We start from the raw sequence: 25702 nt of genomic DNA, 5'->3' as shown, positions 1-25702 counted from the left end.
ATATTTAGACTTCCATACTGTTCTATTCCACCGACACACTCGCATCCCAGGCCTCCCCGTTCAGCTCACTGTTAATCATTATAGCGGTCAGTGCGCCGGATGCAGCTGCGGCAATTGCCTGATACTTCTCAGAGGCGGCATCGCCGGCAGAGAAAACCCCGGGAATGTTTGTTTTGCCGTAATCATCTGTGAGAACGCTGCCCGCTTCATTCATCTCGCAGCCCAAAGCTTGAGGAAGATCCGAGCCTCTTGTCAGCTTGGGAGCGAAAAAAATACCGTCACACGCTAGCCGCGCTCCATCCTCCAATAGAACCTGCTGTACCATTCCCTCCTCCGATTCTATCGTTTCTATTGCTGCTTCATGCACAAGCACCCCATGCCGCGACAGCTCTCCGCGTTCTTCATCCGATAATTCCGCCGGTCCGTTAGTACAAATACTGTAATCCTTCGTCCAGCCGGAGATTACTTTAGCCAAGTGCAGGGCGTGAGTTCCGTTCACAAGGAGAATAAGCTTCTTGTCCCGGAGCTCCCAGCCGTCACAATACGGGCAGACAAAGGCGCTTTTGCCATAGACCTCAGCGAGTCCGTTAATGGACAACGGAAGATCCTTTTTTCCAACAGCAAAAAGCAGCTTCTTACAAGAATACACAGCACCTGAGACTGTTGTAATTTCAAAAGCCCCATCCTTCCCTGTAACGGCAGAAGCAGTATCACTGGCACGGTTTACTGACGGATATGCCGCCAGCTCCTTATGCGCCGCCTTCCTGAATTCCCGCGGACTTGCTCCGTCTCTTGTAAGAAATCCGTGCGTCTCGCGGGTAACGATATTCCTTGGCTGCAGATCGTCAATCACAATAACAGATTTCCGGGCCCGTCCCAGAACCAATGCCGCATTTAGACCTGCAGGTCCTCCTCCGATAATAACGACATCTACTTTCCCACTCATAATATCCCGCCTTTTCCAGAGTTATAATGTCCGCAATATTAAAAAAAGCTATTACAGACTCTTTATGTCTACGATACTCCATGATGTCCCTTTTAGCAAGTCTTAGTCTGGCCATCCCGGTATATTTTAAAATAAACAGCAACAATCCCCGCTCCATGACGTATAACCGTTGAAAGGAGCTGATGGTATGATACTCGGGATATTTTTGCTTATACTTGGTATCGGATTGATCGCATTTGGCTTATACATCCGCAAGCACCCTGACTTTGCCTGGAAAACGAATGAGGGCTGGAAGGTGCAGGGGGATTCAGAGCCCAGCGGTACATATATTAGTCTCATGACCTTTAGAGGCACAGTTTGTATCTGTATAGGCCCACTATTCATAGTATTTGGCCTTATTCAGTTTCTTTAACACGCTTAGGCACGTTCTGCTGTCCATCCCGGACAATGCGGAACGTGCCTTTTTCCCGTTTCACTCAATCCAGCCCGTGCAGCTGCTTGAACTGCTCCGGCTGCATCCCCGTCAACCGTTTGAATACAGCACAGAAATAGCTGGCATTCTCGAAGCCGGTCAGCTGGGCAATCTCATACAGCTTCTTCTCCCGCTGCTGAAACATCAGCTGCTTGCTGCGATTGATGCGCTGCTTGTTGATATAGGTTACCGGCCGGTCATGAACCGTCCGCTGAAACAGCCGGCACAGGTATTGCGGGGAAACAGAAATGACCTCTGCAAGCTCCTTTAGAGACAGCGCCCGGTGCAGATGAAGCTCAATATGCTCCAGCACCGGTTTTATCCGCACCAGCTCATCTTCCTCGCTTGCTGGCGGCAGATTCCTTTTCAGGTCGAGCAGCATCGCGTACAGCAGCTTGGAGCGCTCCAGATTATTCTCCAGATCGTTGGCATCCGGCAGCTGAAGCAGCTCATGAAACGGAACCATCAGCTCTGAATCCCTCAATCTGCGGACTCCCGTTTCACGGACTCCCGCATATGACAGCATGCTTCCAGCCTCCCTTCCGTTAAACGAAATCCAGGCCAGCTCCCACTCCCGGGTAATCGGGGTGTAGGAATGAGAAATATCAGGGAAGGTGAAGAACACCTCACCGGGTCCGACCACATACCTCCTCTCCCCGACTGTCAGCTCACCTTTGCCGCTCAGAACCTGGTGCAGCTGGTAATCTGGAAACCCGGCAGGACGGGCCGTTTCTTCCTGATGCTCCCAGTATCCGATCGTTGTAGCGTACAGCGGCAGCTGAAGCGTATCATCCGCCGCGCAGAACACCATCATGCTCTCCATAGTTGTCCTCCTGTTTCATATTTTATTATAAGACACTAATATCCTTTTATATCCTATATCCTTTTGGCGCTCTATAATATGAATATAACAATACAAGGAGATGTTAATGTGCGCAAGAAGCTAGACTACCAACCACCAGCCAACGGTTATCCCGAATGGAATAACAATCCCGAAATTTTTCAGCTGAACCGCCTGCCGGCTCATGCCTCTATGATCTCCTATACAACTGTAGAGCAGGCACTTCAAGGCGAGTTTGCAGCATCACCTAACTATCATTCCCTTAACGGCAGCTGGAAGTTTGCTTTTGCAGAGACTCCGGAGCAGCGCATTAAGGATTTCTATACCTTGGAATACGATAACAGCAGCTGGGCCGAGATCCCTGTGCCTTCACATTGGCAGTTCCAGGGCTTTGACTACCCGCAATATACCAATGTCCGTTACCCGTGGGCTGAATCCGAACCGGATCTGAAGCCGCCGTTTGCACCAACCAAATACAATCCGGTCGGCTCTTACACACGTACGTTTACAGTACCTGAAGGCTGGGCTGGTCAGCCCGTATTCATCAGCTTCCAAGGGGTGGAAGCCGCTTTCTATGTTTGGGTGAACGGTGAACTGGTCGGTTACGGCGAAGATACCTTTACTCCATCGGAATATGATCTTACCCCTTACCTGCGGGAAGGCGAAAACAAGCTGGCTGTAGAAGTATACCGCTGGTGTGATGCAAGCTGGCTGGAGGATCAGGATTTCTGGCGGCTGAGCGGGATTTTCCGCGATGTCTACCTGTATACTACTCCGCAGGTTCATCTTACCGACTTCTCTGTAGTAACACAGCTTGATACAGCATTTACAGATGCTGAACTAAAAGTGAAGCTCCAGCTGGAGAATTATTTTAACAGTGAATTAAATCCTTATTCGGTTGAAGTACAGCTCTATGACGCACAAAAGCAGGCGCTTTGGGAGCAGCCGCTGTCTGCCGCTGTTACTTTTAACGGAACAGATGTGCAGGAGATTCAGCTTAGCCGGCATATCGTAAACCCTGAGAAATGGAGCGCCGAGAAGCCTTACCTGTACACTGCAGTCATCAGCGTTATTGACGATCAGCAGCAGGTGCAGGAACTGGTCAGCAGCAGGGTCGGCTTCCGTACCTTTGAAATCAAAGACGGCCTGATGAAAATCAACGGCAAGCGCATTGTCATGAAGGGCACCAACCGCCATGAATTCTCCTGTGACACCGGACGCGCCCTCTCCAAAGAGGATATGATCCGCGATGTCCAGCTGATGAAATCCCATAATATCAACTCTGTGCGTACTTCCCACTATCCGAACCAGTCCATCTGGTATGAGCTGTGCGATGAATACGGCCTATATGTCATCGATGAGACCAACCTGGAGACTCACGGCTCCTGGAAATACGGCCAGGAAGAGCTGGTAGAAACCAACGTACCGGCAAGCAGACCGGAATGGCGGGCAAATGTTATCGACCGTTGTAATGCCATGATGCAGCGCGACAAGAACCATCCGTCGGTCATCATCTGGTCACTCGGCAACGAGTCCTTTGGCGGAGACAATTTCATTGCCATGCACGATTACCTGAGAGAAGCAGATCCGACCCGTCCGGTGCATTATGAAGGGATTTTCCACTACAGACCTTCCGAAGCGGCCAGCGACATCGAATCCACTATGTATATCAGACCCAATGAAGTTGAGCACTATGCCAAAAACAATCCGAAAAAGCCGTACATTCTCTGCGAGTACAGCCATGCAATGGGTAATTCCTGCGGCGGGCTGCACCTCTACACCGAGCTGTTCGATCAATTCGACATCATCCAGGGCGGATTCATCTGGGACTGGGTGGATCAGGCGATCCGGACCAAAACGGCGGATGGAGTCGAGTATCTGGCCTACGGCGGTGATTTCGGCGAAAGCCCGCATGACGGCAACTTTAGCGGTAACGGACTGCTGTTCGCTGACCGCGCGGTAACCCCGAAATTGCTTGAGGTCAAAAAATGCTATCAGTACATCAAGCTCACTGCCCTTGACCTGCAAAAAGGCAGCTTCCAGATCAAGAACAACTACCTGTTCAGCAATCTGAGTGAATATCAGCTGCAGTGGAATGTATCCCTGAACGGTGAAACGGCTCAGCAAGGCACTCTGCAGGTATCTGCTGCTCCAGGTGAAACTATCGAAGTATCTGTTCCTTATGAAGCCAGCGATCTGCTGAACGATAAGGAAGCTGTACTAACCCTCTCCTTCACACAGGCTGAAGCTACAGCCTGGTCGGAAGCAGGTCATGAAATTGCCTGGGAGCAGTTCGTCCTGGTGCCATGGATTGCCTCCAGCCGGACTAATGCCGGCGGGTCCCTTCAGGTGACTGAGCAGGATGATAATGTTACGGTATCCGGGGAAGCCTTCTCTGTTTCCTTTAATACAACAAGCGGAGAGCTTTACTCCTATGTTGCAAACGGTAAGGAGCAGCTTCTGCAGCCGGCCAGAACCAACTTCTGGAGAGCGGTAACCGACAACGACCTGGGTAACGGTCTCGACAAGCGCAGTGCTGTATGGAAAGAGGCTTCAAGCAGCCAAAGCCTGATCAGCTTCAGCTTTGAGGCTCAGGACAACCGCTGCACCATCTCTGCAGACTACGTGCTGTTCACTGGTCCGGATTCCATTCTGCGCGTGAAATACGATGTCCGCAGTGACGGCTCTGTAGAAATCAGCCAGGAGCTGAACCCGGGCAGCAGCAGCCTGCCTGAGCTTCCGGAATTCGGTATGATGTTTGTGCTGGACAGCGGACTTGATACGATCTCCTGGTACGGCCGCGGCCCGCATGAGAACCATTGGGACCGTAACACCAGTGCAGCTGTCGGCAGCTATAGCGGCAAGGTGAGTGACCAGTTCACCCCTTACCTGCGTCCGCAGGAATCAGGCAACAAAACCGATGTCAGATTCGCCTCGCTAACCAGTGGTGCAGACGGCAAGGGCTTCAAGATTGATGCTCCTTCCCTGTTCGAGCTTAATGCAATGCCTTGGACCCCGGATGAGCTTGAAGCCAGCGACCATGTCTATAAGCTGCCTGCCTCAGACAAAACTGTACTGCGAGTGAATTACAAGCAGATGGGTGTCGGCGGCGATGACAGCTGGGGAGCACCGATTCACAAAGAATTTATGCTGCCGGCTAACCGCCCGTACTTCTTCCGCTTTACTATTGCACCTAAATAAGCTGTATCGTTAGTTACAGGAGAGCCTGCATTACGCAGGCTCTCCTTTTTGCTGTCCGCACAGCAGACGCTTAGAACCAATTAGGCGGATGTACCATAGGATAGGGTATCAATGTCCGAGGGGGATTTTTAATGTATGCTTACAGGGGCGTCAGCCCTTATGCCGCTTCTACTGCTCATGGTAATTCACACTGTTTTCCGGCTTATTACGGGCCGCAGCTTGTCTGCCTGACCCATGCACAGGTAGCCTTCAAGAACCTGACACGCACCCTGTGGGAGCAGCATGTGGCCTGGACCCGCATGGCGATCACAAGTCTCGTGTTCGGCTTACCGGATACAGATGCCGTGCTGGCCCGGCTTCTTCGGAATGCAACCGATATGGGCAACGCGATACGGCCCTTTCACGGAGATGCTGCAGCCAATACTTACAGCGCGCTGATCAAAGATCATCTGGTGATCGCCTCCGACCTGGTAAAAGCAGCCAAAGCAGGCGACTCCGCAGCCGCAGCAGCAGCAGAAAAACGCTGGTATGAGAATGCTGACCAAATTATAGATTTCCTCACTCAGCTGAACCCTTATTTTCCGAAAGAGCAATTCCGGAAAATGTTCTATGAGCATCTTGCAATGACCAAAGAGGAAGCTGTTACGATGCTGAATAAAGACTATGCTGCCAGCATCCGGCTGTACGACCGGATTGAACAGGAAGCGTTGATGATGGCGGATATCCTGTGGAGATATCTGTACGTGTGCTGATATACCATGTACCGCAAGCAAAAAACCTCCCGGATTCATATTCCAGGGAGGTTTTTCCGGTATTATTTTACCCAGACATCCTTATAGTTGATCTTCCCCCAAGCATTGAGAGAGATGCCATGAAGAGAGAGGTCGTAACCGACTTCCTGGACACTGTGGTATAAAAACAGTACATTCAGCTGCTGCTTCAGCTCCTCCTCAACTGCTCTAAGCACATTCAGCTGCTTGTCCTCGCCTGTTTCAGTCAAAGCATCAGCGAGCATGGCATCCACTTTAGCCCTGAGCGGGGCGTGCAGATGATTGCGGATATACCCGTGCTGAGAGCGATACATTTCTATTAAGGTGATCACGGGCTGGTCTCCCAGCACTTCTCCGGCATAGATCATATCCGCCTGGAGGATCATCTCGGCCTGTGACAGCTCCCTGATCGTCAGGACGGTCAGTTCTATCTGCACACCAATTTGGCTGCATGCTGCCATAATCCAGCGGGCATCCTCCTCATTACTGAAATATTCATAGGTATAGAGCTGCAGCGCTTCTCCGTTATAAGTGGAATGTTCTAGGCTTATTCTTGCTGCTGCAATTGATGCATCGCTTCCATAGACAGCCTCATAATAGCCGGGATGAAATCCTGATGAGGGCTTATTTCTTCTTCCTTTCAGCTCACGGATCATTTGCTCACGGCTAAGAGCCAGATGTATAGCATTACGCAGACTATAGTCCTGAAGAATTCCCGGCTTAGAGAGGTTGAAGGTAAGTACTGTGCTGCCCGCTTCCAGCTGATTCAATGTTTGTTTGGCTTCCCCCTTATCCATCGCTTCAAAATACAGCAGCTGCGGTTGTCCGGAAGGCTGGGTATGCCGCAGCTCCTCCTCATAATCAGGCCAGACCCACATTTCAACGGCATCCAAAAACGGACGGCCGGCAAAATAATGCTCATTGGCTTCCATGATCAGCATCGACTCTGTATTGATCCGCATACTAAACGGTCCGGTGCCTACCGGCAGCCGTGCATAGTCATGTCTGGCTTCGAGCTGCTCCAGATCAGCCGGTACAATGGAGAACCGTTCAGCAGCAATAAAATATGCAAAAAGCGCATTCCTTTCCCGCAGCTCAAAGCTGACACTGTACGAACTGGTTACCTCTACAGACTGTAGACTGTTAATCAGCCAGTCCTCTCCGTTCCACTCCCGAATCCTGTCAAAGGTATACTGTACATCCTCCGCCTTAAACGGTTTACCGTGATGAAACAGCACACCTTTACGCAGATAAAAGGTCCATCGTGTGAATGCTCCATCATGCTCCCAGTGATGAGCCAGGCCAGGCTTCAGCCTTTTGCCGGACGGATCATACTGTGTCAAGGTGTCGAACAGCTGGCTGATTATATGCGCTTCTGTACGCCGAATTACCTTCATCGGGTCCAGATCCGGGACAGGCCTGTAAAACGGATAACGCAGAATATCCTGCTCACTCCGCTCCTTCTGCACACCGAACCTGTTCCCCAGCCATGTATGGAATTCAGCATGAACTGATTCCCGTTCACTCGTCTGTATGCATGCAAAAGCTTCACTTAACTGCCCTTTTTGACTTAGGCTTTGTGCCCTCGCCAGAATCAGCTCCTCTTTATTGCGCAGCAAGGCCAGTTGTGAGGAATTGCCCCTTCCCAGCCCGGATTTCCAGCCAATGAAGTGCTGCTCTCTCAGCTTTTGAATCAGAAATTGCGCATTACGGCGGGTACAGTCAAAGACTAACGCAAGTTCATCTATCGTAACCGGAAACCATTCGCCGTCAGCTTGTGCTTCGAAACGCTTTTTTAGCTGCAGATAATATTCCTCTATATCCAAATCTACTCCTCCTCTAAAAGGCGAAAGGGTGAAAATAATCTTTCTATTTTTGTTCCACTTTTGTAAAAGTATAATTTGAGGCAACCCGTTAGTAAAGAGGAGTGTGACATTATAATGATCAAAGCAACAATACAGACAGAATCACCAGCCCCTTCAATCTGGCGCAGCCCGGCCTTTATGATTCTGCTTGGCACCGGGGCCGTTATGGCATTGGGAAACAAAATTTACGAGCTTGCGCTCCCCCTGATCCTCTACGAATTCACGAAATCCTCGGTAATCATGTCTGCGATGCGCGGAATTGAGTTCTTGCCGAACCTGCTGCTGGCGATGTTCATCGGTGTAATCGTCGACAGGGTACATAAGAAAAGATGGTCTTTAACTGCGATTCTACTGCAGATTGTTATTCTGGCTGCCTTATATGTGGCTATTGAACGCGGGCACCAGTCTGCCTCTATGTTCTATGCGGCCGGCTTTTTGCTAATGACTTTCGGCTATGCTTATTCCAATGCCCGGGTAGCGATGGTCAAGAATTCCCTTCCCCTGGCGTTGTTAACACCTGCGAATGCATCCTATAATTTCGTCACAACCTTTATCAGCATTGCCGGTCCGGTATTGAGCGGATTACTGCTGATGCTGCCGAAAATGCATGAAGCCCTGCTGCTTACTGCAGTTGCCTTCAGTCTGGCGTTCGTAACCTTAAGCTTTATCAGAACCAATGAGCCCGAACAATCTGCGGCTGGCAGCAGAGAGGGCTTCTGGAAGGAGCTGCGGGCAGGCTGGGCCGAGCTGCGAAGCAATCGCCTGCTGCTGTCGATGAGCATTGCCGTGGTATTCCTGAACAGTACATCAGGTATGGTGGATACCACTATTATTTTCTTCGCCAAGGATGAACTCATGCTGAGCAACCTTGAGCTGGGAATCGTATTCTCGGCTGCAGGGCTCGGCGGACTGGCCGGAAGCCTGCTGATTGTTAAGTTACGGACGCTGTTTCCGGTTGGGCGCTTAATCACGCTATCGTGCTTATTTACCGGGCTGACAGGCATCCTGTTCTATATGTCGCATTCCGTGTATCTGCTCGCCGGAGGCCTGTTCCTGTATGGCTGCTTCGAGACCGTAAGTACAGTCAGCATCTGGACGTTCCGCCAGGAGACAACACCGTATCATCTGATTGGCCGGGTAAGCGGGATTACCGGTTCTATCTTTAAGCTGGGTATGCCGTTTGCGATCATCGCATCCGGCTGGATCTCTGAGCTGTCAGGTCCCCGTACCGTGTTCCTGATCACCATTACGGCTAATCTGCTGATTTTCAGCGGTTGCCTGTTAAGTCCGCTGTGGAGACAGCGCGAATCCAGTTAAAATGAATACGTAAAAACGACGTCCATTCTGTTTCTTTGAATGGACGTCGTTTTGTACCTGCTAATTATTCGGCTATGGTTCTGTGATAGCTTCAAATTCACCTGCGTCTGCTTTGCAATCCGGCAGCTCTATTCCATCTTTTCACCACGGCAATAAGGATTATTCCGGTAACAATACCTGCGGAGTCATTGACCATATCGTATATTCTTCCGTCCCGCCCGAAATAAAGCTGGAAAATCTCTGTGGAAACAGCAAACAGAATAGACCAGACAATACTTTGTATGTAGCTTTTATTAATCCGGTAGAGCAGCATTCCGAAGATTGCAAACCCTACAAAATGGCCGATTTTGCGGGTGATGAAGATTTCGGTATACCTTATGTCCATCTGGAGCAGGTTGCGGAAATCCGGGGACGGCGTCAGGTGAAAATACGGCATTGCCCCTTTGCTCCAGAAGCTGGAATCAGCGGCGCAGGTGAAAATAAACAGGACAATTCCCCAAAGAAACAGCATTAAGGCTTTCATAGTAATCCTACTTTCTGATGCAGGTTAGAACAGATATAGTAGCTATTATAGCCTTCTGCGGGCAGCATAAGCAATTTTACGGGCCTTTGGCAAAGTCCAACAGCGGCAGCCGGCGGTGAGAAAGCAACGTCCTAAACTGTCGATGTGTAGCGAAGCACCACAACGCCGGAGCCGAAAGTTTGGGTTCCGCTCAGCTTCAGCTTTAACCGATCACGGATTCCTCCCAATAATTGAGGACCGTGTCCGGCAACGATCGGCTGTACCAGAAAGTGATATTCATCCACCAAGCCAGACTGGGCCAATGTGGAGCCAAGGCCGGGACCGCCGTTAACGATAAGACTCTTTCCTTCTGCTGTAAGCTGCTGCACTTCTTCCAAGACTGGCCCCTTCAGCAAAAAGGAGTTCTGCCATGACACGTGCTCCAGCGTCCGCGAAAAGACATACTTTGGTTTTCGGTCAAGCTTGCGTGCAAAGTCGACCATATATGATGGTCCATCTCCGCTGGCGGCAATAGCCGGCCAGGCACTTTCCATAAGCTGATAAACTTTGCGTCCCAAAAGCAGTCCGTCAGACTGCTCCATCAAGTCCACCGTATATTGGTGAAGCTCCTCGTCCGCAACTACCTGTGTATGGTCAACGCAGCCGTCCAGCGTCACATTCATCTGCAGGATTACACGCCCCATGTGCAGCCTCCTTAGGTTTACATTCAGATTTTTCTATTAAGAGTAGAATTCATTAATAATTTCTGTTATTTCGATTCGTCCATTAATCAGTAACTCTGGTAGTTCATTGCTTTTATTACCTTGCCAATATTCTCTGGCTTGTTCAATTTTCAGGGAAAAAGGAGCACCGTCTTCCTTTGGTAAAAGACCTCCGTCACCCTCAAAGCAAGTCCCGATAACCCTAAGCTTCACTATCTGCAAAACCCTTCGATCGTAAGAATCAAATAGTTCTTTCCACTTCAGAGCATCCTGATAGCTTTTCGCTGCATATAAACAAGACAAACGTGAAGGATATTCGGGGTACTCTTGCAGTCTTACCATTTCAACGATTACTTCTCTAACAGCTCTGATCGTTTGTCCTACATACCTAATAGCTACATCTGCATCCTCTTTATCCAGCTTTAATCCCTTATTAGTAAAATTCCCCTCCAAGATTTGAATAAAGTCTTCACCCTTGGAATTTAGCTGTTCTTTATCAAAAAAGAAATGATATAGCGTGTTTTTTTGATTTTTTTCAAAGCTGATTACTTGCCCTAAGCTCATTTTCTTCCTGGTTACAAGGTGATAAGCATAGAATTCTCTTTCTTGCATATCCTGCCCCCTCACATCAGGTAATTTTTTTGACTCAGTTAACTTCAAATCGTTTCAGCCCCAATAAGGATTTCTTTCTCCATAACACAATCATCCATAACGAATCCGTTGCCAATGTCCGAAACTTGCTCCCGCACGGTCCGAAAACCTTTTTTCTCATAGACCGCAATGCTTGAGCTGTTATGACGATTGACCGTTAGCCAAATATGACTTAGATTTCGTTCTTGGCACAGCTGCTCCAGGAATTCCATTGCTTGGCTGGCATAGCCGCGGCCCCGGTATTCCTTGACGATATAAAACTTGCTTAAGAAGAGCTTTCCCTCTTCTTTTCTGGCCGAGACATATCCCACTGCGGAGTCATGGTCATGGATCAGATAATATTCATAGCCCTGCAGATGGATCTGATCCGTAACCGCTTGAACCGATTGAAACTTTCCAATCATGTAATTAATCTGATCAACTGAAATAATGGATACATAATACTCGTGCCATATTTCTGCTGCCAACCGGGCTATCTCGGCGGTTTCTTCCGCTGTATTCACGTGTGTGAACATGAGTTTCATAACATATTCCTGCCTTTCCTGGATCTGTCGGTTCATTCTATCCATTAGAATATCACAAGGTACATAGGCAAAGACAGCCGATCATTTAGACCGGCTGTCTTTGCAATACTCTGGAATTGGTATAGCTTAAAGTTCGTTATAGTGCCCATCAGAGACTGGCTCCAGCCATTCTGGTGTGCCTGCAGTGATGGCAATGTGCTCAAACCAGCTGTCCTTTGTTGCGCCGTGCCAGTGTTTTACACCATCACGGGTAACAATAACATCGCCTGCTTTCAGCAGCTGGGCCGCTTGCCCTTCTTCCTGATACCAGCCTTCGCCGCCAGTTACAAGCAGCAGCTGATACCCGCTTCTATGAATGTGCCAATTGTTCCGGCAACCCGGTTCAAAGGTCACGTTCCCTACCCCTACATTAATTTCAGGATCGGCAACCAGCATTTTGAGATAGCTTTGTCCGATAAAGTATTTTGCAAATGCTTCATTCTTCTCGCCAACAGGGAAAATCACGCCGTTTGCGACTTCTTCATGCTTTGCCATTTTGCACCCTCCAATTAATTCACTTTATTCTTGTCGCCGAACACCGGGAAGAAGTTGTGCTCACCATAATGCTGAATGGTCTCAACATTCTTCAAAGTCTCCATATCCGTATCGCTGATGACAAAATCAAGCTCGGCATTGATTCGCATATGCTCCGGATTCGCCGTCTTAGGAATGACCACAAGACCAAGCTCAATATCGTACCGCAGGCTGAGCTGGGCTACAGATACCCCATACTTCGCCGCGATTTCCTTAACCTCTGGATGATCAAGAATAGCCCCGTGCGCGATCGGTGAATAGGCCTCGACCAGGATGTCCTTTTTCTGGCAGAACTCAATCAATTGGAATGGAGTATTGCTCACATGAGCCAGAATTTGATTGACCATCGGCTTAATCTCACAGCTCTCAAGAATATTCTCCAAATCATCCTGCAGGAAGTTAGAAAGTCCGATGGCCTTAACCTTGCCTGCCTTATAAGCATCCTCCATGGCTCTCCATGCTTCTTTGTTTTCCGCAAAATAACGCTTCTCCCCGCGGAATTCACTCCAGGGCTGCGGGCTGTGAATAATCAGAAGATCGATGTAGTCCAGCCCCATTTTTGCTAAAGATTCATGAATGGATTGCATTACAGCATCATAGCTTTTTGCTTCTGCCGCAACCTTAGTCGTGATAAAAAGCTCTTCTCTGTAGACGCCGCTGGAACGGACTCCTTCGCCAATGCCGGCTTCATTCATATAGGCCTGAGCAGTATCAATATGGCGATAGCCGAGCGATACCGCATCACGTACTGCCTGTGCAGCCTGCTCGTCATTAAGCAGCCAGGTGCCCAAGCCTAACTTTGGAATTTCTATACCATTTGCTAATTTAAAAGCTTCGGTAAACATATTGGTGTCTCCTTTATGATTAAAATGGGTTCATAGTATCCCTATGCTTCCGGTATTACTTCATTTATAGCAGCCAATGCGTTCAGCGTCCGCGGAAAGCCAATATAGGGAAGGCAATGGGTAATCGCGGCGATCAGGGTGTCTTTGTCATTACCAACGTTTACATTGCCCTGCACATGAGCCTTGACCTGGCTATCAGCACCCCCCAGTGCACTTAAGATACAGAAGGTCAGCAGCTCTCTTGTTGTCAAATCAAGCCCGCCCCGGGTATAAACATCACCGAAGCAGAATGATGAGAGATAGTCCTGGATGTGCACTTGGTTAGACGGAGCAGTCTCACGCATTGTAGAAATAGTATCGCCAAAAATCTTCATTTGCACGGCAAGTCCATGGTCGAAGCGGGTATTGTCTTCAGTCTGCGACTGACTCTCCAGCGGCAGTGCAATATTCTTGTCTTCGAAAACCTCATTGATCTCATTTATTGCATTGAGCGTTTTGGGGAATCCCAGGTACGGTGCGCATTGATAAACCGCCTCTTTAATTTCGACTGGCGTAATCCCAATGTTCAGGGCGGCTTGAATATGGGCTTTTAGCTGCGGCATGGTTTGGTTCGTAGTAAGCACCACAAGCGTGATAAGCTCACGTTGTTTATCATCCAGATCCCCCTGGTAAAAGACTTCACCGAAGATAAAACCGTTCAGAATATCCTGAAAATCCGGGTCCGTCGCGTAGACTGCGGGTGCAGTGCCGCCGAACAGCTGCTTGTATTTCTCTTTACTCTTTTCTACTCGGTTCAAAGGGATGCCTCCTTCAGATGCCTTAATAATTAATCGATATTGTTCGTCTATTCGACATATGTCTATAATAAAATAATCTCCGGCAGATACAATCGTTAATTTCCGCGTATTCGTCTATTACTCGACAGATCGGGCAAAAGTGTCAATCATTTAAGACGATGCTGGCGAGTAAAGGTGCTCCTTCCTTCCGCATACTTCAACACATGGGAAGTGCATATGTAGGCAAAACAAAAGAAGAGCTGAACGGAGATCAGGATCGAATCCCTGAAATTCGTCAGCTCAACGGTAGCCAATAAAATACTATACAGTCGCGAACCTGTTCTCTATTTGTTTAAGCCACTTTTCTCTTTTGGCTTTAGAACTGGCTTTTACCATGTTTAAGCTCAGCCACTTTACATTTTTACAGCCTGTTTTCTTAAAGGTGCCTGTGATTAATGCCTTTTTAATGGCATCACCGAATATTAGCTTATACATTATTGAAGGTGTATTCATGGTGGTAATTATAGTTGTTGACTTAATATTATCCATCAGTGAAACCATACCCAACCCTGACTTTGTATAGTCATAGAGCTCCCCAGGAAAAATCACTTTATCTATAAAGCCCTTCATTAACGCCGGCATCAGCTCCCACCAGATAGGAAATATCAACACCAGATGATCCGCTGTCTTTATGCGCTGCACATACTCCGAAGCCTGGGGATCAATAGCTTTTTTATTTCTAAATGCTAATAAATCGTCTGCCGTCATAACCGGGTTAAACCCGTCATTATCTAGATGCATGATATCTATCTCATGCCCGCCCTTTTCCAGTCCGCTCTTAACTGAATCCAGGATCGCGCTGCAATAACTCCCCTTATACGGATGATTAAAAACAATTGCAATTCTCATAACCGAACCCTCCAATGTTTCCATTTGATCTTTCGTTATGAGTGTATTCCTTATCCTACATTGAGGCATTAACCATTGTTAATGTTTGAGATTCTTTTGCGAATTCTGCTTAGAGAAACAGGGGTAATTCCTAGATATGAAGCAATGTAATGATTAGGGACCCGATTTAGAATCGCAGGATTAAGTGAACACAGTTCCATATATCTCTCTTGCGGTGAATTTTTTATTCTGGACAAAAATAATTTAGTATAAAAAACAAATCTCTCTTGCAGCATTTGAATAGAATATTCTTTTAAATCAGGAAACCTATCAAGCAATTTTTTATAGTCTTCTTTTTTAATCACCATAAGATGTGAAAACTCAATAGTCTCCAGATTAAACAGGCTGGGCTCATTATTGTGAAAACTTTCAAAAGAAGAAACCCCTTGCTGTTCGACAAAAAACTGAAAGGTAATATCCTTTCCATCGTCATTAAACCATAATCTCAAGCAGCCCTGATTTATAAAATATAAATCATTAGCCACATCACCTTATCTGAGCAGGGTGGTCTTGGCAGGGACTTGAATTTCGGTAAACATCCCTTTGATTTGTTCCCAGTGTTCCTTCAGATCAGGCATGTTGTCATAAAAATGTGCATTCATCGCATTGTTCTGCTCCTTAAAATAGTCCGCGGGTCACCCGGCTATTTATTTATGTTTCAGGCCGGACAGCCGGAAAAACAGCGAGGGATTCAAAAAATAAATACCGTTTCTCATCCTCATAAATATCCGCAGGAAGTGCTAAGTACTCCTCTGTCAGCAGGTCTGCTTCTGTCAGTGTGCCGGATCTCCAGAGTGTAAATCCAAGCTCAGGAACTGTATACAGAGTGTTATTGTCTGTATGGCTCCGCTCGTAAGGTATTGTCAGATCAAGTCTGGCGGTGAGCTCTGCAGCAGGTGTGCGGAACAGATCCTCCGAAGCATATATACAATACCCGTGTTCCCATGGATTCGCAATCTCAATGAAGGCAGCGAAGCCGGCATGGTCATACTCTGCTCTAAAATAAACCGGAAAATCTGCCCCGGCCCGTTCCAGCTCACTCTGCGTCATTCCCAGAAACAGCGGTCCGATCGACACCCCCGGCTGTAACATAATCCGGTAAGAGGCTGCGGAAGCTTCCTCTTCGTCCTGTATGTCTTCCGATGCTGAATAACTCACCTTTAAAGTGCTGATCTGCTTAGTCAATGCAGGTAACGGTTCTTCCGGCTGTGCAGACAACCCGTAAATGTCCATCAGCCGCTGTCTGTCTGCTTCCGGTACTCTTGTCGCTGATACTTCCGGGTGAGCCAGTTCTATATATTGACCGGCCTCACGGAAGCTGAGAATGCTGCCGCTGCCTACAGCAGCACATAATGCTGCTCCAACTGCCGCTTCCTCAAGGGACAGGCTGAACGCAAACGGCAGCCCAAAGGTCATGCTCACCTTCTCGCGCAAAGTATCATTAAGCCTCAGCGCATTGCCTGAGCCGATGATGGAACTGTACGAAATATTACCTGCCCGGATTAATGCCTCATAAAAAGCATACAGCTCATCCGCCATCCCCTGAAGGAATCCATGTGCCAGATTAGCCGGTGTGAAATTGTCCAGCGTAATCTGTCCGATACTCCCGCGCATCTCCGGATCACTTCGTGTTCCTAAGAATTGGGTATTCACTGCCACTCCTTGCGCAGGCGGGCTGCCGCTATTAAGCAGCTGCTCCATGAAGCTGTATATTTCACCCGGCTCCTCCCCGGTATAACTGCGGATCACATCCCGGTAAAATTGCTCCAGCAGCGCATACGATTTCCCCCCGCTCAGCGCTGCTCCGACAACCAGTCTGCCGCCGCCGGGAAAGGGCCGCGTCTCCATCTCAGAGGTGTTAGGCTCTCCATCCGGCAGCAGCGCGGACAGCTGGCTTCCCGTACCGATGTTAACCAGAACCGATTGCCCCGGAAACGGTACACTTCCTAGAAAGCTGGCCTGGTTATCCCCGAGCGAGCTGTAAACCGGGATTCCGCCCTGAGTATATCCGGCAAGCGTGCTGGAAGGTACGATCTTGGGGAGCATTCCCGGTTCGATCCCAGCCTGTCTAATAGCAGTGTAATCGAAATCCTCCTTTGAAAAGCTATAGCACCCGATCGCTGCAGCCTGGGTAGCATCAGCAACAGGTATTGTGCTGCCGGTCAGCCGGAGGGCAACATAATCGGCAATGGTGCATAAGCTGACGGCAGTGTCCGGGACCAGCCCATGCTGCAGATTATAGTAATGGGTAGCAAGCCCGTAGCCGGCAGGAACAGAATAGCCCGTCAAAGCGCTAAGCTTACGGGAATAGGATAGGCCGTCCCCATTAATCTGTCCCGCCCTGCCATCCTGCCAGGTATACAGCGGGCTGACATGCTGTCCGCTGTTATTGGTATAGAGAATGCCGTGCATCTGGCCGGAAAGTCCGATCCCTATAATGTCCTCTTCCGTCAGAATAAGCTCCTCAATAATACGGCTGATACTTGCCCAGATAACCTCAGGGTCCTGCAGCTTTTCCCAAGCCTCCAGATGTCCGGAGATCCTTGTATCACATTCTTCCGTAATACTGCACAGCACCATTTTGTGCTCAAGGGAATACACCAGTCCCGTAATAGATGTAGTCCCGATATCCAATCCGACAAACTTCATCAGCGATCCTCTTCTCCTCATAAGTAACTCTAGTATATACAACACATGCAGCATGGTTCAATTTCCTGGTTAGCTGCTGAATATTTTCTGCTGAAGTAATGAATACTATCTGATTGATGCGCAAATAAAATACGGGGGCTTGATGAGCATGAGACTTCAAGACAAAACAGCAGTAGTAACCGGAGCCGCCTCAGGAATGGGCAAGGCAATTGCTATTCTGTTTGCCACAGAAGGCGCAAAGGTCGTAGTCTCGGATATTAATGAGGCAGCAGCTCAGGGAACGGCTGAGGAGATCAAGGCCGGGGGCGGCGATGCCATCGCCGTAAAAACCAACGTTGCTGATGAGGCAGACATTCAAACCTTGATTAATACCGCAGTCAGCACCTATGGTACCGTGGACATTCTGGTGAACAATGCTGGTATAATGGACAATTTTGAGCCGGCAGGTGACATACAGGATGATCAGTGGGATAAGATTTTCGCTGTTAATACCACTTCGGTCATGCGTGCCACCCGCAAGGTACTGCCTATTTTTCTGGAAAAGAAAGCTGGCGTGATTATCAATATCGCATCCGCAGGCGGACTGTTCGGTGCCCGCGCAGGCGCTGCTTATACGGCTTCCAAACACGCAGTTGTCGGCTTCACCAAGAACACCGGGTTCATGTATGCCAAGGAAGGCATCCGCTGTAATGCCATTGCGCCCGGCGGAGTCGAAACGAATATCGGCTCGACCATGACGCATATTAACGAATTCGGGATGGGCCGCATACAAGCAGGACTCGCGCTTAATCCGCGCAACGGCAAGCCTGAGGAAATCGCGGTACTTGCCCTGTTCCTGGCATCCGACGAAGCCAGCTTTGTGAACGCGGCGGTCGTTACGGCCGACGGCGGGTGGACGGCTTATTAGGCTTTATTAGGGTGCGTCGATACAAGCACAACTCATTGCAACAAAAAAACAGCAGCTCCTCTTCAATTGAGGGCTGCTGTCTTAGTGTTTCTTTTATTGTACCGCTTGCTGACGCGTATCCCGTAATCTGACATTACTGCCGAACAGCGTGGAATCACTGGTCACCTTATAAGAAGGGTAGTTCTCCTCCGCCTGAATCCGCATAACCTTGTCGAATAACGATTCCTGCTGGCGGTCTACGATAAAAGTGAACGGCTCCTGCTCATAAACAATGTCAGTGGCGTTCGGCCCGTCTACGATCTGCACAACGAGAACACCGTTACAGCCGCAATCCTCGGTGTCATAAAATAGCTTAAAGGCGCCGGACTGTCCGGCCAGGCTTGCTTGAAGCCGCTCAGTAGTAAGTGAATCCAGTTGAACCTGCATAGGTAATTACCTCCTTGGCGCTGTACAAAATGTATATAGAGTATATCACAAAGCACATATACATTCTTTTATAACAAGTATAGTCCTATCGAGGCTACCTGCCGTGTGACGGCACTCACTTCTGCGAGTTCAGCCAGTCCGGTAACGGGCTGCATGCTGCTGCAGACTGAATACCTGTTCCCTTATATTAACCACTTCACCGATGATAATCATCGCCGGATTGCTGATCTTCATTACAGCTGCCAGCTTAACGATGTTAGCAAGCGTCCCTGTAACGGTCCGCTCTTCCGCCGTAGTGCCTTTTTCAATCAGAGCCACTGGCGTCTGTGCATCCTTGCCGTGCCTGATCAGCTGCTCCGTGATCTCAGCCAGCTGGCTCATCCCCATGTAGACGGCTAAGGTATCGACACTGTGAGCCAGGATATCCCAGCGGACAGGCTGAGCGGCGTCATTGCAGCGGCTTCCGGTGACAACAGCGAACGAAGTAGCTACACCGCGGTGAGTCAGCGGAATCCCGGCTGAAGCAGCCGCACCGACCGCTGAAGTAATTCCCGGAATGACCTCAAAGGGAATTCCGGCGTCTGCGGCAGCAAGCAGCTCTTCCCCGCCTCTGCCAAAGACGAACGGATCTCCGCCCTTCAGGCGGACCACCCTGTTTCCTGCGGCAGCGTGCATAATCAACAGCCGCTCGATGGACTCCTGCGGCATGGAATGCTGGCCTGGCGCTTTGCCGCAATAGATGCGGAGAGCCTTCTCTGGTGCATAATTCAGCAGCTCCTCGTTCACCAGCCGGTCATAGAGAATAACGTCCGCCGTCTGAATGCGGCGCATAGCCTTAACCGTGATCAGCTCCGGGTCTCCCGGGCCTGCGCCAACTATAGAGATATGACCTTGTTTCATAGGCTTTTCTCCAGTGTCGCTGTCTTGGCAATCGCGCCTTCGCCATGACCCGACGGCACTGTGACTGATGTTACGGAGCGTCTGGCACGGAAGCCGTTCTGGGAGAGATAGATCATCAGGCCGGTGAACAGCACGCCGCCAAGCAGATTGCCGAGCAGTACAGGAATGCCGTTCCAGATCCACCAGTCAGCGAAGCTGACATTCGCTCCAAGCATCATTCCGGCCGGGATGACGAACATATTGACAACCGTATGCTCGAAGCCCTGGGCAAAAAAGGTCAGGATCGGCAGCCACATTGCGGTTATTTTGCCGGCAGTGGATTTGGAGGTCATCGCCAGCACCGCACCAAGGGTAACCATCCAGTTGCAGAGGATCGCCTTAATGAAGGCCAGGCCCAATCCGTCTGCCCCCATGCTTTTATAAGCAGTCGTCTTGGCTTCACTTGTTGAGATAAGGGTCTGGATCATCGGATTTGACATGTCCGTGCCCATCTTAGTAATAGTAAGTCCATATAGTGCAGCATAAGCTGCGCAGCCGATCAGATGTCCGATGATAACCCAGAAGAAATTGTTCAGCATCCGTGCCGTAGTCGTCTTTTTCTCCAGAACCGCCAGAGGGATCAGGGCAAAGCTGCCGGTAACCAGCTCGAAGCCGAGCAGAATAATCATCACAAAGCCTACAGGGAATAGAAGCGCTCCGATCATAGGCAGCTTCGTCTGCGCAGCAGCAGTAAAGGCAAGTGTGGTCGCACAGGCAAGGATTGCCCCGCCGAGGCCGCCGCGAACAATCAGCTGCATAATGGACAGCTCTGCTTTTGTTTTTCCGGCTTCAATCATGGAAGACAGCACTTCATTCGGTTTCACATAATCCATAACGGTTCCCCCTGTATAATATCATTCTTTATCAGATCGTCAGATAAATTTGTCCGCTGGCCTGGTCAACTTCCACTTCATAGGTCCTTACATGTCCAGTATCGGGAGCCATAACTTCTCCGCTGTGCAGATCAATCCGGGAGTCATGAAGCGGACAGTGAACCTTTGAGCCGCACACCATCCCTTCCGATAAGGCGCCGCCTTTATGAGGGCATTTATTCTCAATAGCGAGAACTTCTCCGCTTGTTAGACGAAACAGTGCAATCTCTGTGCCCGCCATTTGCAGCTTGCGTGAGCCTTTAATATCGATATCCTTTACATTGCCTACCAGCACTTTGGTCATTGTCATGGATAGGGCCTCCTTATACCGTTTCGGGTTCTGTGATCGGGGTGAAGTTTTTGCGCAGCTCCGGCTCATTGACAATCTGCTTCCACGGGTCGGTGGTCAGGGCCAGTGTTGCTTCAATCCGTTCCTTGAGGGCAAGCCGCTCCTCGCGGTTCTCAAGTGCCTGCTTGATGCTCTCCAGACCTACGCGCTCGACCCATGTTGATGTCCGCTCGTTCCAGACCGCATTCTCCCGGTAATATTGCAGGAAAGCACTTGCCCATTCCAGCACCTCATCATCGGTTTTCACTACGCAGAGCAAATCCGTTGCGCGGACATGAACCCCGCCGTTGCCGCCGATATGCAGCTCCCAGCCTCCGTCAATCGCCACAACGCCGAAATCCTTGATTGTCGCTTCCGCACAGTTACGCGGGCAGCCGGATACAGCCAGCTTTACCTTGGACGGTGCGTTCAGCCGCTCAAAAGCTTTTTCCAGCCGGATTCCCATTCCGATCGCATCCTGTGTACCAAAGCGGCAGAAGGTCGAGCCGACACAGGTCTTAACCGTACGCAGCGTCTTGCCGTAAGCATGGCCAGAAGGCATATCCAGCTCCTCCCACATCTTCGGCAGATCCTCTTTTTTGACACCCAGCAGGTCCAGTCTCTGGCCCCCGGTAAACTTCACCATCGGAACATCGAATTTAACGGCAACCTCGGCAATTTTGATCAAATCAGCCGGGGTTGTAATTCCGCCGTAAATACGCGGCACAACCGAATAGGTCCCATCCTTCTGGATGTTGGCGTGATAGCGCTCGTTCGTAAACCGGGACTCTTTTTCATCGATATATTCCTCCGGCCACAGCATGCCCAGATAATAGTTCAGGGAAGGACGGCATTTGGTGCAGCCCTCCTCGTTATTCCAGTCCAGCACGTTCATAACTTCCTTGACGGTCATCAGCTTCATTCGTTTGATCTCGGCCACAATCTCGTCGCGCCCAAGTGTGGTGCAGCCGCAGATCCCTTCTTTTACCTTAACGGCCTTATCTCCGGCATACAGCTGGAGCAGACCTTCTACCATAGGCTTACATCCGCCGCAGGAGGCAGAAGCTTTCGTGCAGGCTTTTATATCACCCACACTGGTGCAGCCGCCGGACTCTATCGCCTCGGCAATCGCTCCCTTGGAGACCCCGTTACAGCCGCAGATAATCTCATCATCAGCCATTACTTCGAGGCGGTTATTCCCTTTGGTTGAACCCAGTGCATCAGCAGAGATGCCGAGCAGCAGCTCTTTTTCCTTGCCTTTGATATTCTCACCGTTCTTGATGATGGAGAACAGCGGCGCTCCGTCACTGGTATCCCCGAACAAAACTGCACCGATCAGCTTATCTTCCTGTATTACCAGCTTCTTATAGACACCTTCGATTTCATCCTGATACCGCAGTGATCGTGTACCTGGCTGTTCAATGAACTGGCCTGCTGAGAACACATCGACCCCGGATACCTTCAGCTTGGTTGATGTAACGGAACCGGCGTAGCCTTCGGTCTGTGCTCCGGCCAGTCTTTTGGCAAGAACGGCTCCCTGCTCATACAGCGGGGCGACCAGCCCGTAGGCAATTCCACGGTGCTCGGCACATTCCCCGACAGCATAGATGCCAGGAATATTCGTCTCCATGTAATCATTGACCATGATTCCCCGGTTCACATTGATGCCGCTCCCCCGGGCCAGCTCCACATTCGGCTTGATGCCGACCGCCATGACGATTAAGTCCGTCTCTGCTACCTCGCCGTCTGCGAACAGCAGGCCCTTGACTCTTTTTTTGCCGAGAATGGCTTCGGATTGCTTCTTTAGCAGGAACTTCATGCCTTGCGCTTCGAGCTCCTTCTGCAGCATGACCGCAGCGGCTTCGTCCAATTGGCGTTCCATTATATATTCGTTGATGTGAACGACCGACACTTCCATACCCAGATGCAGTAGCCCCCTGGCCGCCTCCAGACCCAGCAGTCCGCCGCCGATGACCAGCGCTTTGCGGTGGGTCTTGGCTGTTTCCTGCATAATCTGCGTGTCCTTGATGTCCCGGAAGGCGATAACGCCCTCTTTATCCGCTCCGGGCAGCGGAAGCATGAACGGGTTGGACCCGGTTGCCAGAATCAGCTCATCGTAGCCGGCCTCCACTCCCTTATCGGTGTGTACTTTCCGGTTCACCGTATCAATAGAAGTTACCGTATGTCCGGTATAGAGCCGGATGCCGTTACTGCGGTACCATTCCAGGTCGTTAATGATGATATCGTTCAGATCCGCTCCGCCCGCCAGGACAGATGACAGCATGATCCGGTTGTAGTTGGGATGCGGCTCTGTACCGAAAATCGTGATTTCGTAAGCCTCCGGTGCAAGCTTGAGCAAATGCTCAATCGCCCTAACCCCCGCCATTCCGTTTCCGACTAACACCAGTTTTTTGCGTACAGCTGACATATGTCTCTCTCCTCTCCATGTAAACAACAGAAATCAACAGAAATAGCCCGCTACACTCCGCCCGGAAACATACATCTCCCGTTGCGATAAAAGTGATAGCAGGCGCCGTTGCCGCTAGAGCCGGATACACCGTTGTATCCGTAGATTTGATGAATTTGTTAAATCGACTATACTACAGCACATCCCAAAACGTCAACAATTATGACATATAAATTTTGAATAATTTAATTCATCGACAAAAGGGCCATCTCCGTGTTATATATTATTACATATAGTTTAAAAGGACAGTATGGAAATGTAGTAAGAATGAGATCTTGAAGATCCTATAAAGGAGCGTCTGGCTATGCATTCCCTGCTCTTGATTCAGAACGGCAGAACAGAGAACGACACAGAGGCGCGCTCCGAGCACAGTCCCGGAAGTATTCTTGAGGCTTGCGGGTACGTGATCTGGACGGCAACTGACGAGGAGCAGGCTTCTATTATGATACAGGATGCCGATGCCACCCTCTTATGTATGCCGATAACCGAAATTAATGGATGGAGAAAAAAACTGCTCCGGCACAAAATCGCCCCGCTCCTCTGGTGGTGCACTCAAGCTACCGCTAATCTGTCTGTCTCCGCCTGCGGCGACAATATTATTGTGGACGGTATTCTATCCCCCTGGATGCATGAGCAGGAGATTCACTGGATTCTTCATTTCAGCTCCAGGCAGTGCTTCGAGCGCCAGCAGTGGCATAAGGAGAAGGAGCAGCTGCTCGCACGGATAGAGGAACGCAAATGGATTGATATGGCTAAGGGCATTCTGTCCAAAGCCAAAAACATCAGTGAATCCGAAGCCTACGACCTCCTGCGCAAGCAGGCGATGAATGAACGCAAACGGATGGTGGATGTAGCCACCTCGATCGTCAAGGTCTACCAGCTGCTCCAGGATCAAACTTAAGGAGAATCCGATATGATCAACCTGTTAAAAGAAGTAGCCAGGGGTAAGCGCGGCGCCCGGGATTTGAGCTATGACGAAGCGCTGGCAGCGGCTGAAGCCATTCTCTGCCAGACAGCATCTCCGGTGCAGATCGGCGCTTTTCTGATCGCCGAGCGGATTAAGCTGGAGAGTATTGAGGAGCTGGAGGCTTTTGTCGCAGTATGCCGCAAGTATGCCAGCCGTGAGCCTGTGCAGCAGGGACTGGATTGTGCCGGACCGTATGACGGCCGGAGGAACTCCTTCATTGCTACCTTCCCGACTGCTTTCCTGCTGGCTGCGGCAGGCGTTCCTGTTACGCTGCACGGTGCAGCGCCGCTTCCCCCGAAATGGGGCATTACGCTGCAGGATATTATTGAGGCAGCGGGCGTCCGTGTTGCCGGGCTCTCCCGGGATGACGCCATTGCAGCGGCAGCAGAGAGCGGTGTGCTGTTCGCCCAAGCGGATCAGTGGTGTCCGCCGCTCGGAGCATTGCGGCCGTTAAGAGAGGATATTGGCATGCGGACGATTCTGAATACCGCCGAGAAGCTGATCGACTACTCCTGCTCTCCCTTCATTGTATTCGGTATCTACCATAATACCGTCTTCGACCGTATTTCCAGGCTGATCATCAAGCTTGGTTACCAAAAGGGGCTTGTTGTCCAGGGGGTTGAAGGGTCCGAGGATCTGTACATTGACCGGCCAAACCGTGTGTACACAGTAGCTGATGGCCAGGCTCAGCTCGATATTATTGACCCTGAGCTGCTGGGGCTTGAAACAGAGGTGCCGGAGCTGGACTGGACGCCGGAGCTTCAGCTGCGGACCGCGGAAGCGGTGCTGCAGGGCGGCGGCCATATGGCCTTCTATAACCAGACCCTGCTGAACGGCGGGGCCAGGCTGCATCTGGCCGGCAAAGCCGGTTCGCTGGAGGAAGGCGTATACACCTGCAAGCATCTGCTCGACAACGGTAAGGCCTGGGCGGTGTACGAGCAATGGCGGAGTGCGCTGCTTGGCAGCAAAGCGCCATTTGTGGGCCGGGTCGGCCAGGTGTAAGCCGGCTTTTGGCGGACGGCAGGCCGCTAGGCGCGGGAAGGGGCGCTTTTCGCGCGCTGACGCCAGATCAAAGGGATTTTTCCCTTTGATTGGTCCTCTTTCGTACGCCGACAGCCTAATCAAAGGGATTTTTCCCTTTGATTGGTCCTCTTTCGCACGCTGACTGCCTAATCAAAGGGATTTTTCCCTTTG

Annotated in this window: 25 protein-coding genes; 7 read left to right on the top strand and 18 right to left on the bottom strand. The window is 50.1% G+C overall.

The genetic code is table 11. The features are described 5' to 3' along the window. Nucleotides 1-22: 22 nt before the first annotated feature. The gene (locus R70331_RS14615; protein ID WP_042176673.1) at nt 23-946 is read right to left on the bottom strand and encodes an NAD(P)/FAD-dependent oxidoreductase; all 924 of its coding nucleotides are present in this window, start codon (nt 944-946) and stop codon (nt 23-25) included. 187 nt (nt 947-1133) lie between these two features. Here R70331_RS14615 and R70331_RS32495 point away from each other — a divergent pair, with 187 nt between their 5' ends. Next, entirely contained in the window at nt 1134-1358 is a 225-nt protein-coding gene (locus R70331_RS32495; protein WP_052419063.1) for a DUF6199 family natural product biosynthesis protein, read from the top strand. A 64-nt stretch (nt 1359-1422) separates the two neighbouring features. Here the strand turns inward: R70331_RS32495 and R70331_RS14605 are convergent, their stop codons facing one another. Further along, nucleotides 1423-2241 (bottom strand): helix-turn-helix transcriptional regulator, encoded by an 819-nt coding sequence (locus tag R70331_RS14605; RefSeq protein WP_042176671.1) that lies wholly within the window; start codon nt 2239-2241, stop codon nt 1423-1425. A 108-nt stretch (nt 2242-2349) separates the two neighbouring features. On the opposite strand from R70331_RS14605, the gene R70331_RS14600 reads away from it, so the two are divergent. Both R70331_RS14600 and R70331_RS14595 read left to right on the top strand, forming a co-directional pair. After that, the gene (locus R70331_RS14600; RefSeq protein ID WP_042176669.1) at nt 2350-5460 is read left to right on the top strand and encodes a beta-galactosidase, LacZ type; all 3111 of its coding nucleotides are present in this window, start codon (nt 2350-2352) and stop codon (nt 5458-5460) included. A 299-nt stretch (nt 5461-5759) separates the two neighbouring features. Further along, entirely contained in the window at nt 5760-6212 is a 453-nt protein-coding gene (locus R70331_RS14595; RefSeq protein WP_042182704.1) for a hypothetical protein, read from the top strand. Between the two features lie 62 nt (nt 6213-6274). Here the strand turns inward: R70331_RS14595 and R70331_RS14590 are convergent, their stop codons facing one another. Further along, a complete protein-coding gene (locus R70331_RS14590) occupies nt 6275-8056 on the bottom strand; it encodes an SgrR family transcriptional regulator (protein ID WP_042176666.1) in 1782 nt (593 codons plus the stop codon). Nucleotides 8057-8170: 114 nt separating this feature from the next. Between R70331_RS14590 and R70331_RS14585 the strand changes: the two genes are divergently transcribed. After that, nucleotides 8171-9412 carry an MFS transporter gene (locus R70331_RS14585; protein ID WP_042176665.1) on the top strand — a complete coding sequence of 414 codons (1242 nt, stop codon included), beginning with the start codon at nt 8171-8173 and terminating at the stop codon, nt 9410-9412. Nucleotides 9413-9509: 97 nt separating this feature from the next. Here the strand turns inward: R70331_RS14585 and R70331_RS30515 are convergent, their stop codons facing one another. The 10 genes from R70331_RS30515 to R70331_RS14535 all read right to left on the bottom strand — a co-directional run bounded on the left by R70331_RS30515 (nt 9510) and on the right by R70331_RS14535 (nt 17602). Further along, nucleotides 9510-9935, bottom strand: a complete 426-nt coding sequence (locus R70331_RS30515; RefSeq protein WP_052419062.1) for a VanZ family protein — start codon at nt 9933-9935, stop codon at nt 9510-9512. A 131-nt stretch (nt 9936-10066) separates the two neighbouring features. Then, the gene (locus R70331_RS14575) at nt 10067-10618 is read right to left on the bottom strand and encodes a dihydrofolate reductase family protein (RefSeq protein ID WP_042176664.1); all 552 of its coding nucleotides are present in this window, start codon (nt 10616-10618) and stop codon (nt 10067-10069) included. Nucleotides 10619-10654: 36 nt separating this feature from the next. Next, nucleotides 10655-11248: a DUF2441 domain-containing protein gene (locus tag R70331_RS14570; RefSeq protein WP_042176663.1), complete on the bottom strand. Its 594-nt coding sequence runs from the start codon at nt 11246-11248 to the stop codon at nt 10655-10657. Nucleotides 11249-11292: 44 nt separating this feature from the next. Next, a complete protein-coding gene (locus R70331_RS14565) occupies nt 11293-11811 on the bottom strand; it encodes a GNAT family N-acetyltransferase (RefSeq protein WP_042176660.1) in 519 nt (172 codons plus the stop codon). Nucleotides 11812-11937: 126 nt separating this feature from the next. Next, nucleotides 11938-12345, bottom strand: a complete 408-nt coding sequence (locus tag R70331_RS14560) for a cupin domain-containing protein (protein ID WP_042176658.1) — start codon at nt 12343-12345, stop codon at nt 11938-11940. A gap of 14 nt (nt 12346-12359) precedes the next feature. Further along, nucleotides 12360-13229, bottom strand: a complete 870-nt coding sequence (locus R70331_RS14555) for an aldo/keto reductase (RefSeq protein WP_042176656.1) — start codon at nt 13227-13229, stop codon at nt 12360-12362. A gap of 41 nt (nt 13230-13270) precedes the next feature. Beyond that, on the bottom strand, nt 13271-14026 hold the full coding sequence (locus R70331_RS14550) for a carboxymuconolactone decarboxylase family protein (RefSeq protein WP_042176654.1): 756 nt from the start codon (nt 14024-14026) through the stop codon (nt 13271-13273). A 300-nt stretch (nt 14027-14326) separates the two neighbouring features. Further along, on the bottom strand, nt 14327-14914 hold the full coding sequence (locus R70331_RS14545; protein ID WP_042176652.1) for an NAD(P)H-dependent oxidoreductase: 588 nt from the start codon (nt 14912-14914) through the stop codon (nt 14327-14329). 68 nt (nt 14915-14982) lie between these two features. Further along, nucleotides 14983-15438 (bottom strand): Crp/Fnr family transcriptional regulator, encoded by a 456-nt coding sequence (locus R70331_RS14540; RefSeq protein WP_197071434.1) that lies wholly within the window; start codon nt 15436-15438, stop codon nt 14983-14985. 166 nt (nt 15439-15604) lie between these two features. Next, complete coding sequence (locus R70331_RS14535; protein ID WP_052419061.1) at nt 15605-17602, bottom strand: sedoheptulokinase; 1998 nt, start codon at nt 17600-17602, stop codon at nt 15605-15607. Between the two features lie 148 nt (nt 17603-17750). Here R70331_RS14535 and R70331_RS14530 point away from each other — a divergent pair, with 148 nt between their 5' ends. Beyond that, nucleotides 17751-18509 carry an SDR family oxidoreductase gene (locus R70331_RS14530; protein ID WP_042176650.1) on the top strand — a complete coding sequence of 253 codons (759 nt, stop codon included), beginning with the start codon at nt 17751-17753 and terminating at the stop codon, nt 18507-18509. Nucleotides 18510-18602: 93 nt separating this feature from the next. On the opposite strand, the gene R70331_RS14525 is transcribed toward R70331_RS14530, so the two are convergent. The 5 genes from R70331_RS14525 to nirB form a co-directional block, all read right to left on the bottom strand. Continuing rightward, complete coding sequence (locus tag R70331_RS14525; protein WP_042176648.1) at nt 18603-18935, bottom strand: iron-sulfur cluster biosynthesis family protein; 333 nt, start codon at nt 18933-18935, stop codon at nt 18603-18605. Between the two features lie 129 nt (nt 18936-19064). Then, a complete protein-coding gene (cobA, locus tag R70331_RS14520) occupies nt 19065-19835 on the bottom strand; it encodes a uroporphyrinogen-III C-methyltransferase (protein ID WP_042176646.1) in 771 nt (256 codons plus the stop codon). Beyond that, nucleotides 19832-20707: a formate/nitrite transporter family protein gene (locus R70331_RS14515; protein ID WP_042176644.1), complete on the bottom strand. Its 876-nt coding sequence runs from the start codon at nt 20705-20707 to the stop codon at nt 19832-19834. Before R70331_RS14515 ends, cobA begins: the two co-directional genes overlap by 4 nt. 31 nt (nt 20708-20738) lie before the next feature. Then, nucleotides 20739-21050 (bottom strand): nitrite reductase small subunit NirD, encoded by a 312-nt coding sequence (gene nirD / locus R70331_RS14510; protein WP_042182698.1) that lies wholly within the window; start codon nt 21048-21050, stop codon nt 20739-20741. A 19-nt stretch (nt 21051-21069) separates the two neighbouring features. Beyond that, a complete protein-coding gene (nirB, locus tag R70331_RS14505) occupies nt 21070-23502 on the bottom strand; it encodes a nitrite reductase large subunit NirB (protein ID WP_042176641.1) in 2433 nt (810 codons plus the stop codon). Between the two features lie 343 nt (nt 23503-23845). Between nirB and R70331_RS14500 the strand changes: the two genes are divergently transcribed. Together R70331_RS14500 and R70331_RS14495 are read left to right on the top strand one after the other, a co-directional pair. Next, on the top strand, nt 23846-24442 hold the full coding sequence (locus R70331_RS14500; RefSeq protein ID WP_042176639.1) for an ANTAR domain-containing response regulator: 597 nt from the start codon (nt 23846-23848) through the stop codon (nt 24440-24442). A gap of 12 nt (nt 24443-24454) precedes the next feature. Further along, nucleotides 24455-25510: an anthranilate phosphoribosyltransferase gene (locus R70331_RS14495; protein WP_042176637.1), complete on the top strand. Its 1056-nt coding sequence runs from the start codon at nt 24455-24457 to the stop codon at nt 25508-25510. The last annotated feature ends 192 nt before the right edge of the window (nt 25511-25702 follow it).

This window comes from Paenibacillus sp. FSL R7-0331 (assembly GCF_000758645.1).
In the GTDB taxonomy this organism is placed as follows: Bacteria; Bacillota; Bacilli; order Paenibacillales; family Paenibacillaceae; genus Paenibacillus_AQ; species Paenibacillus_AQ camerounensis.
This window is presented reverse-complemented; position numbering and strand designations above follow the sequence as displayed.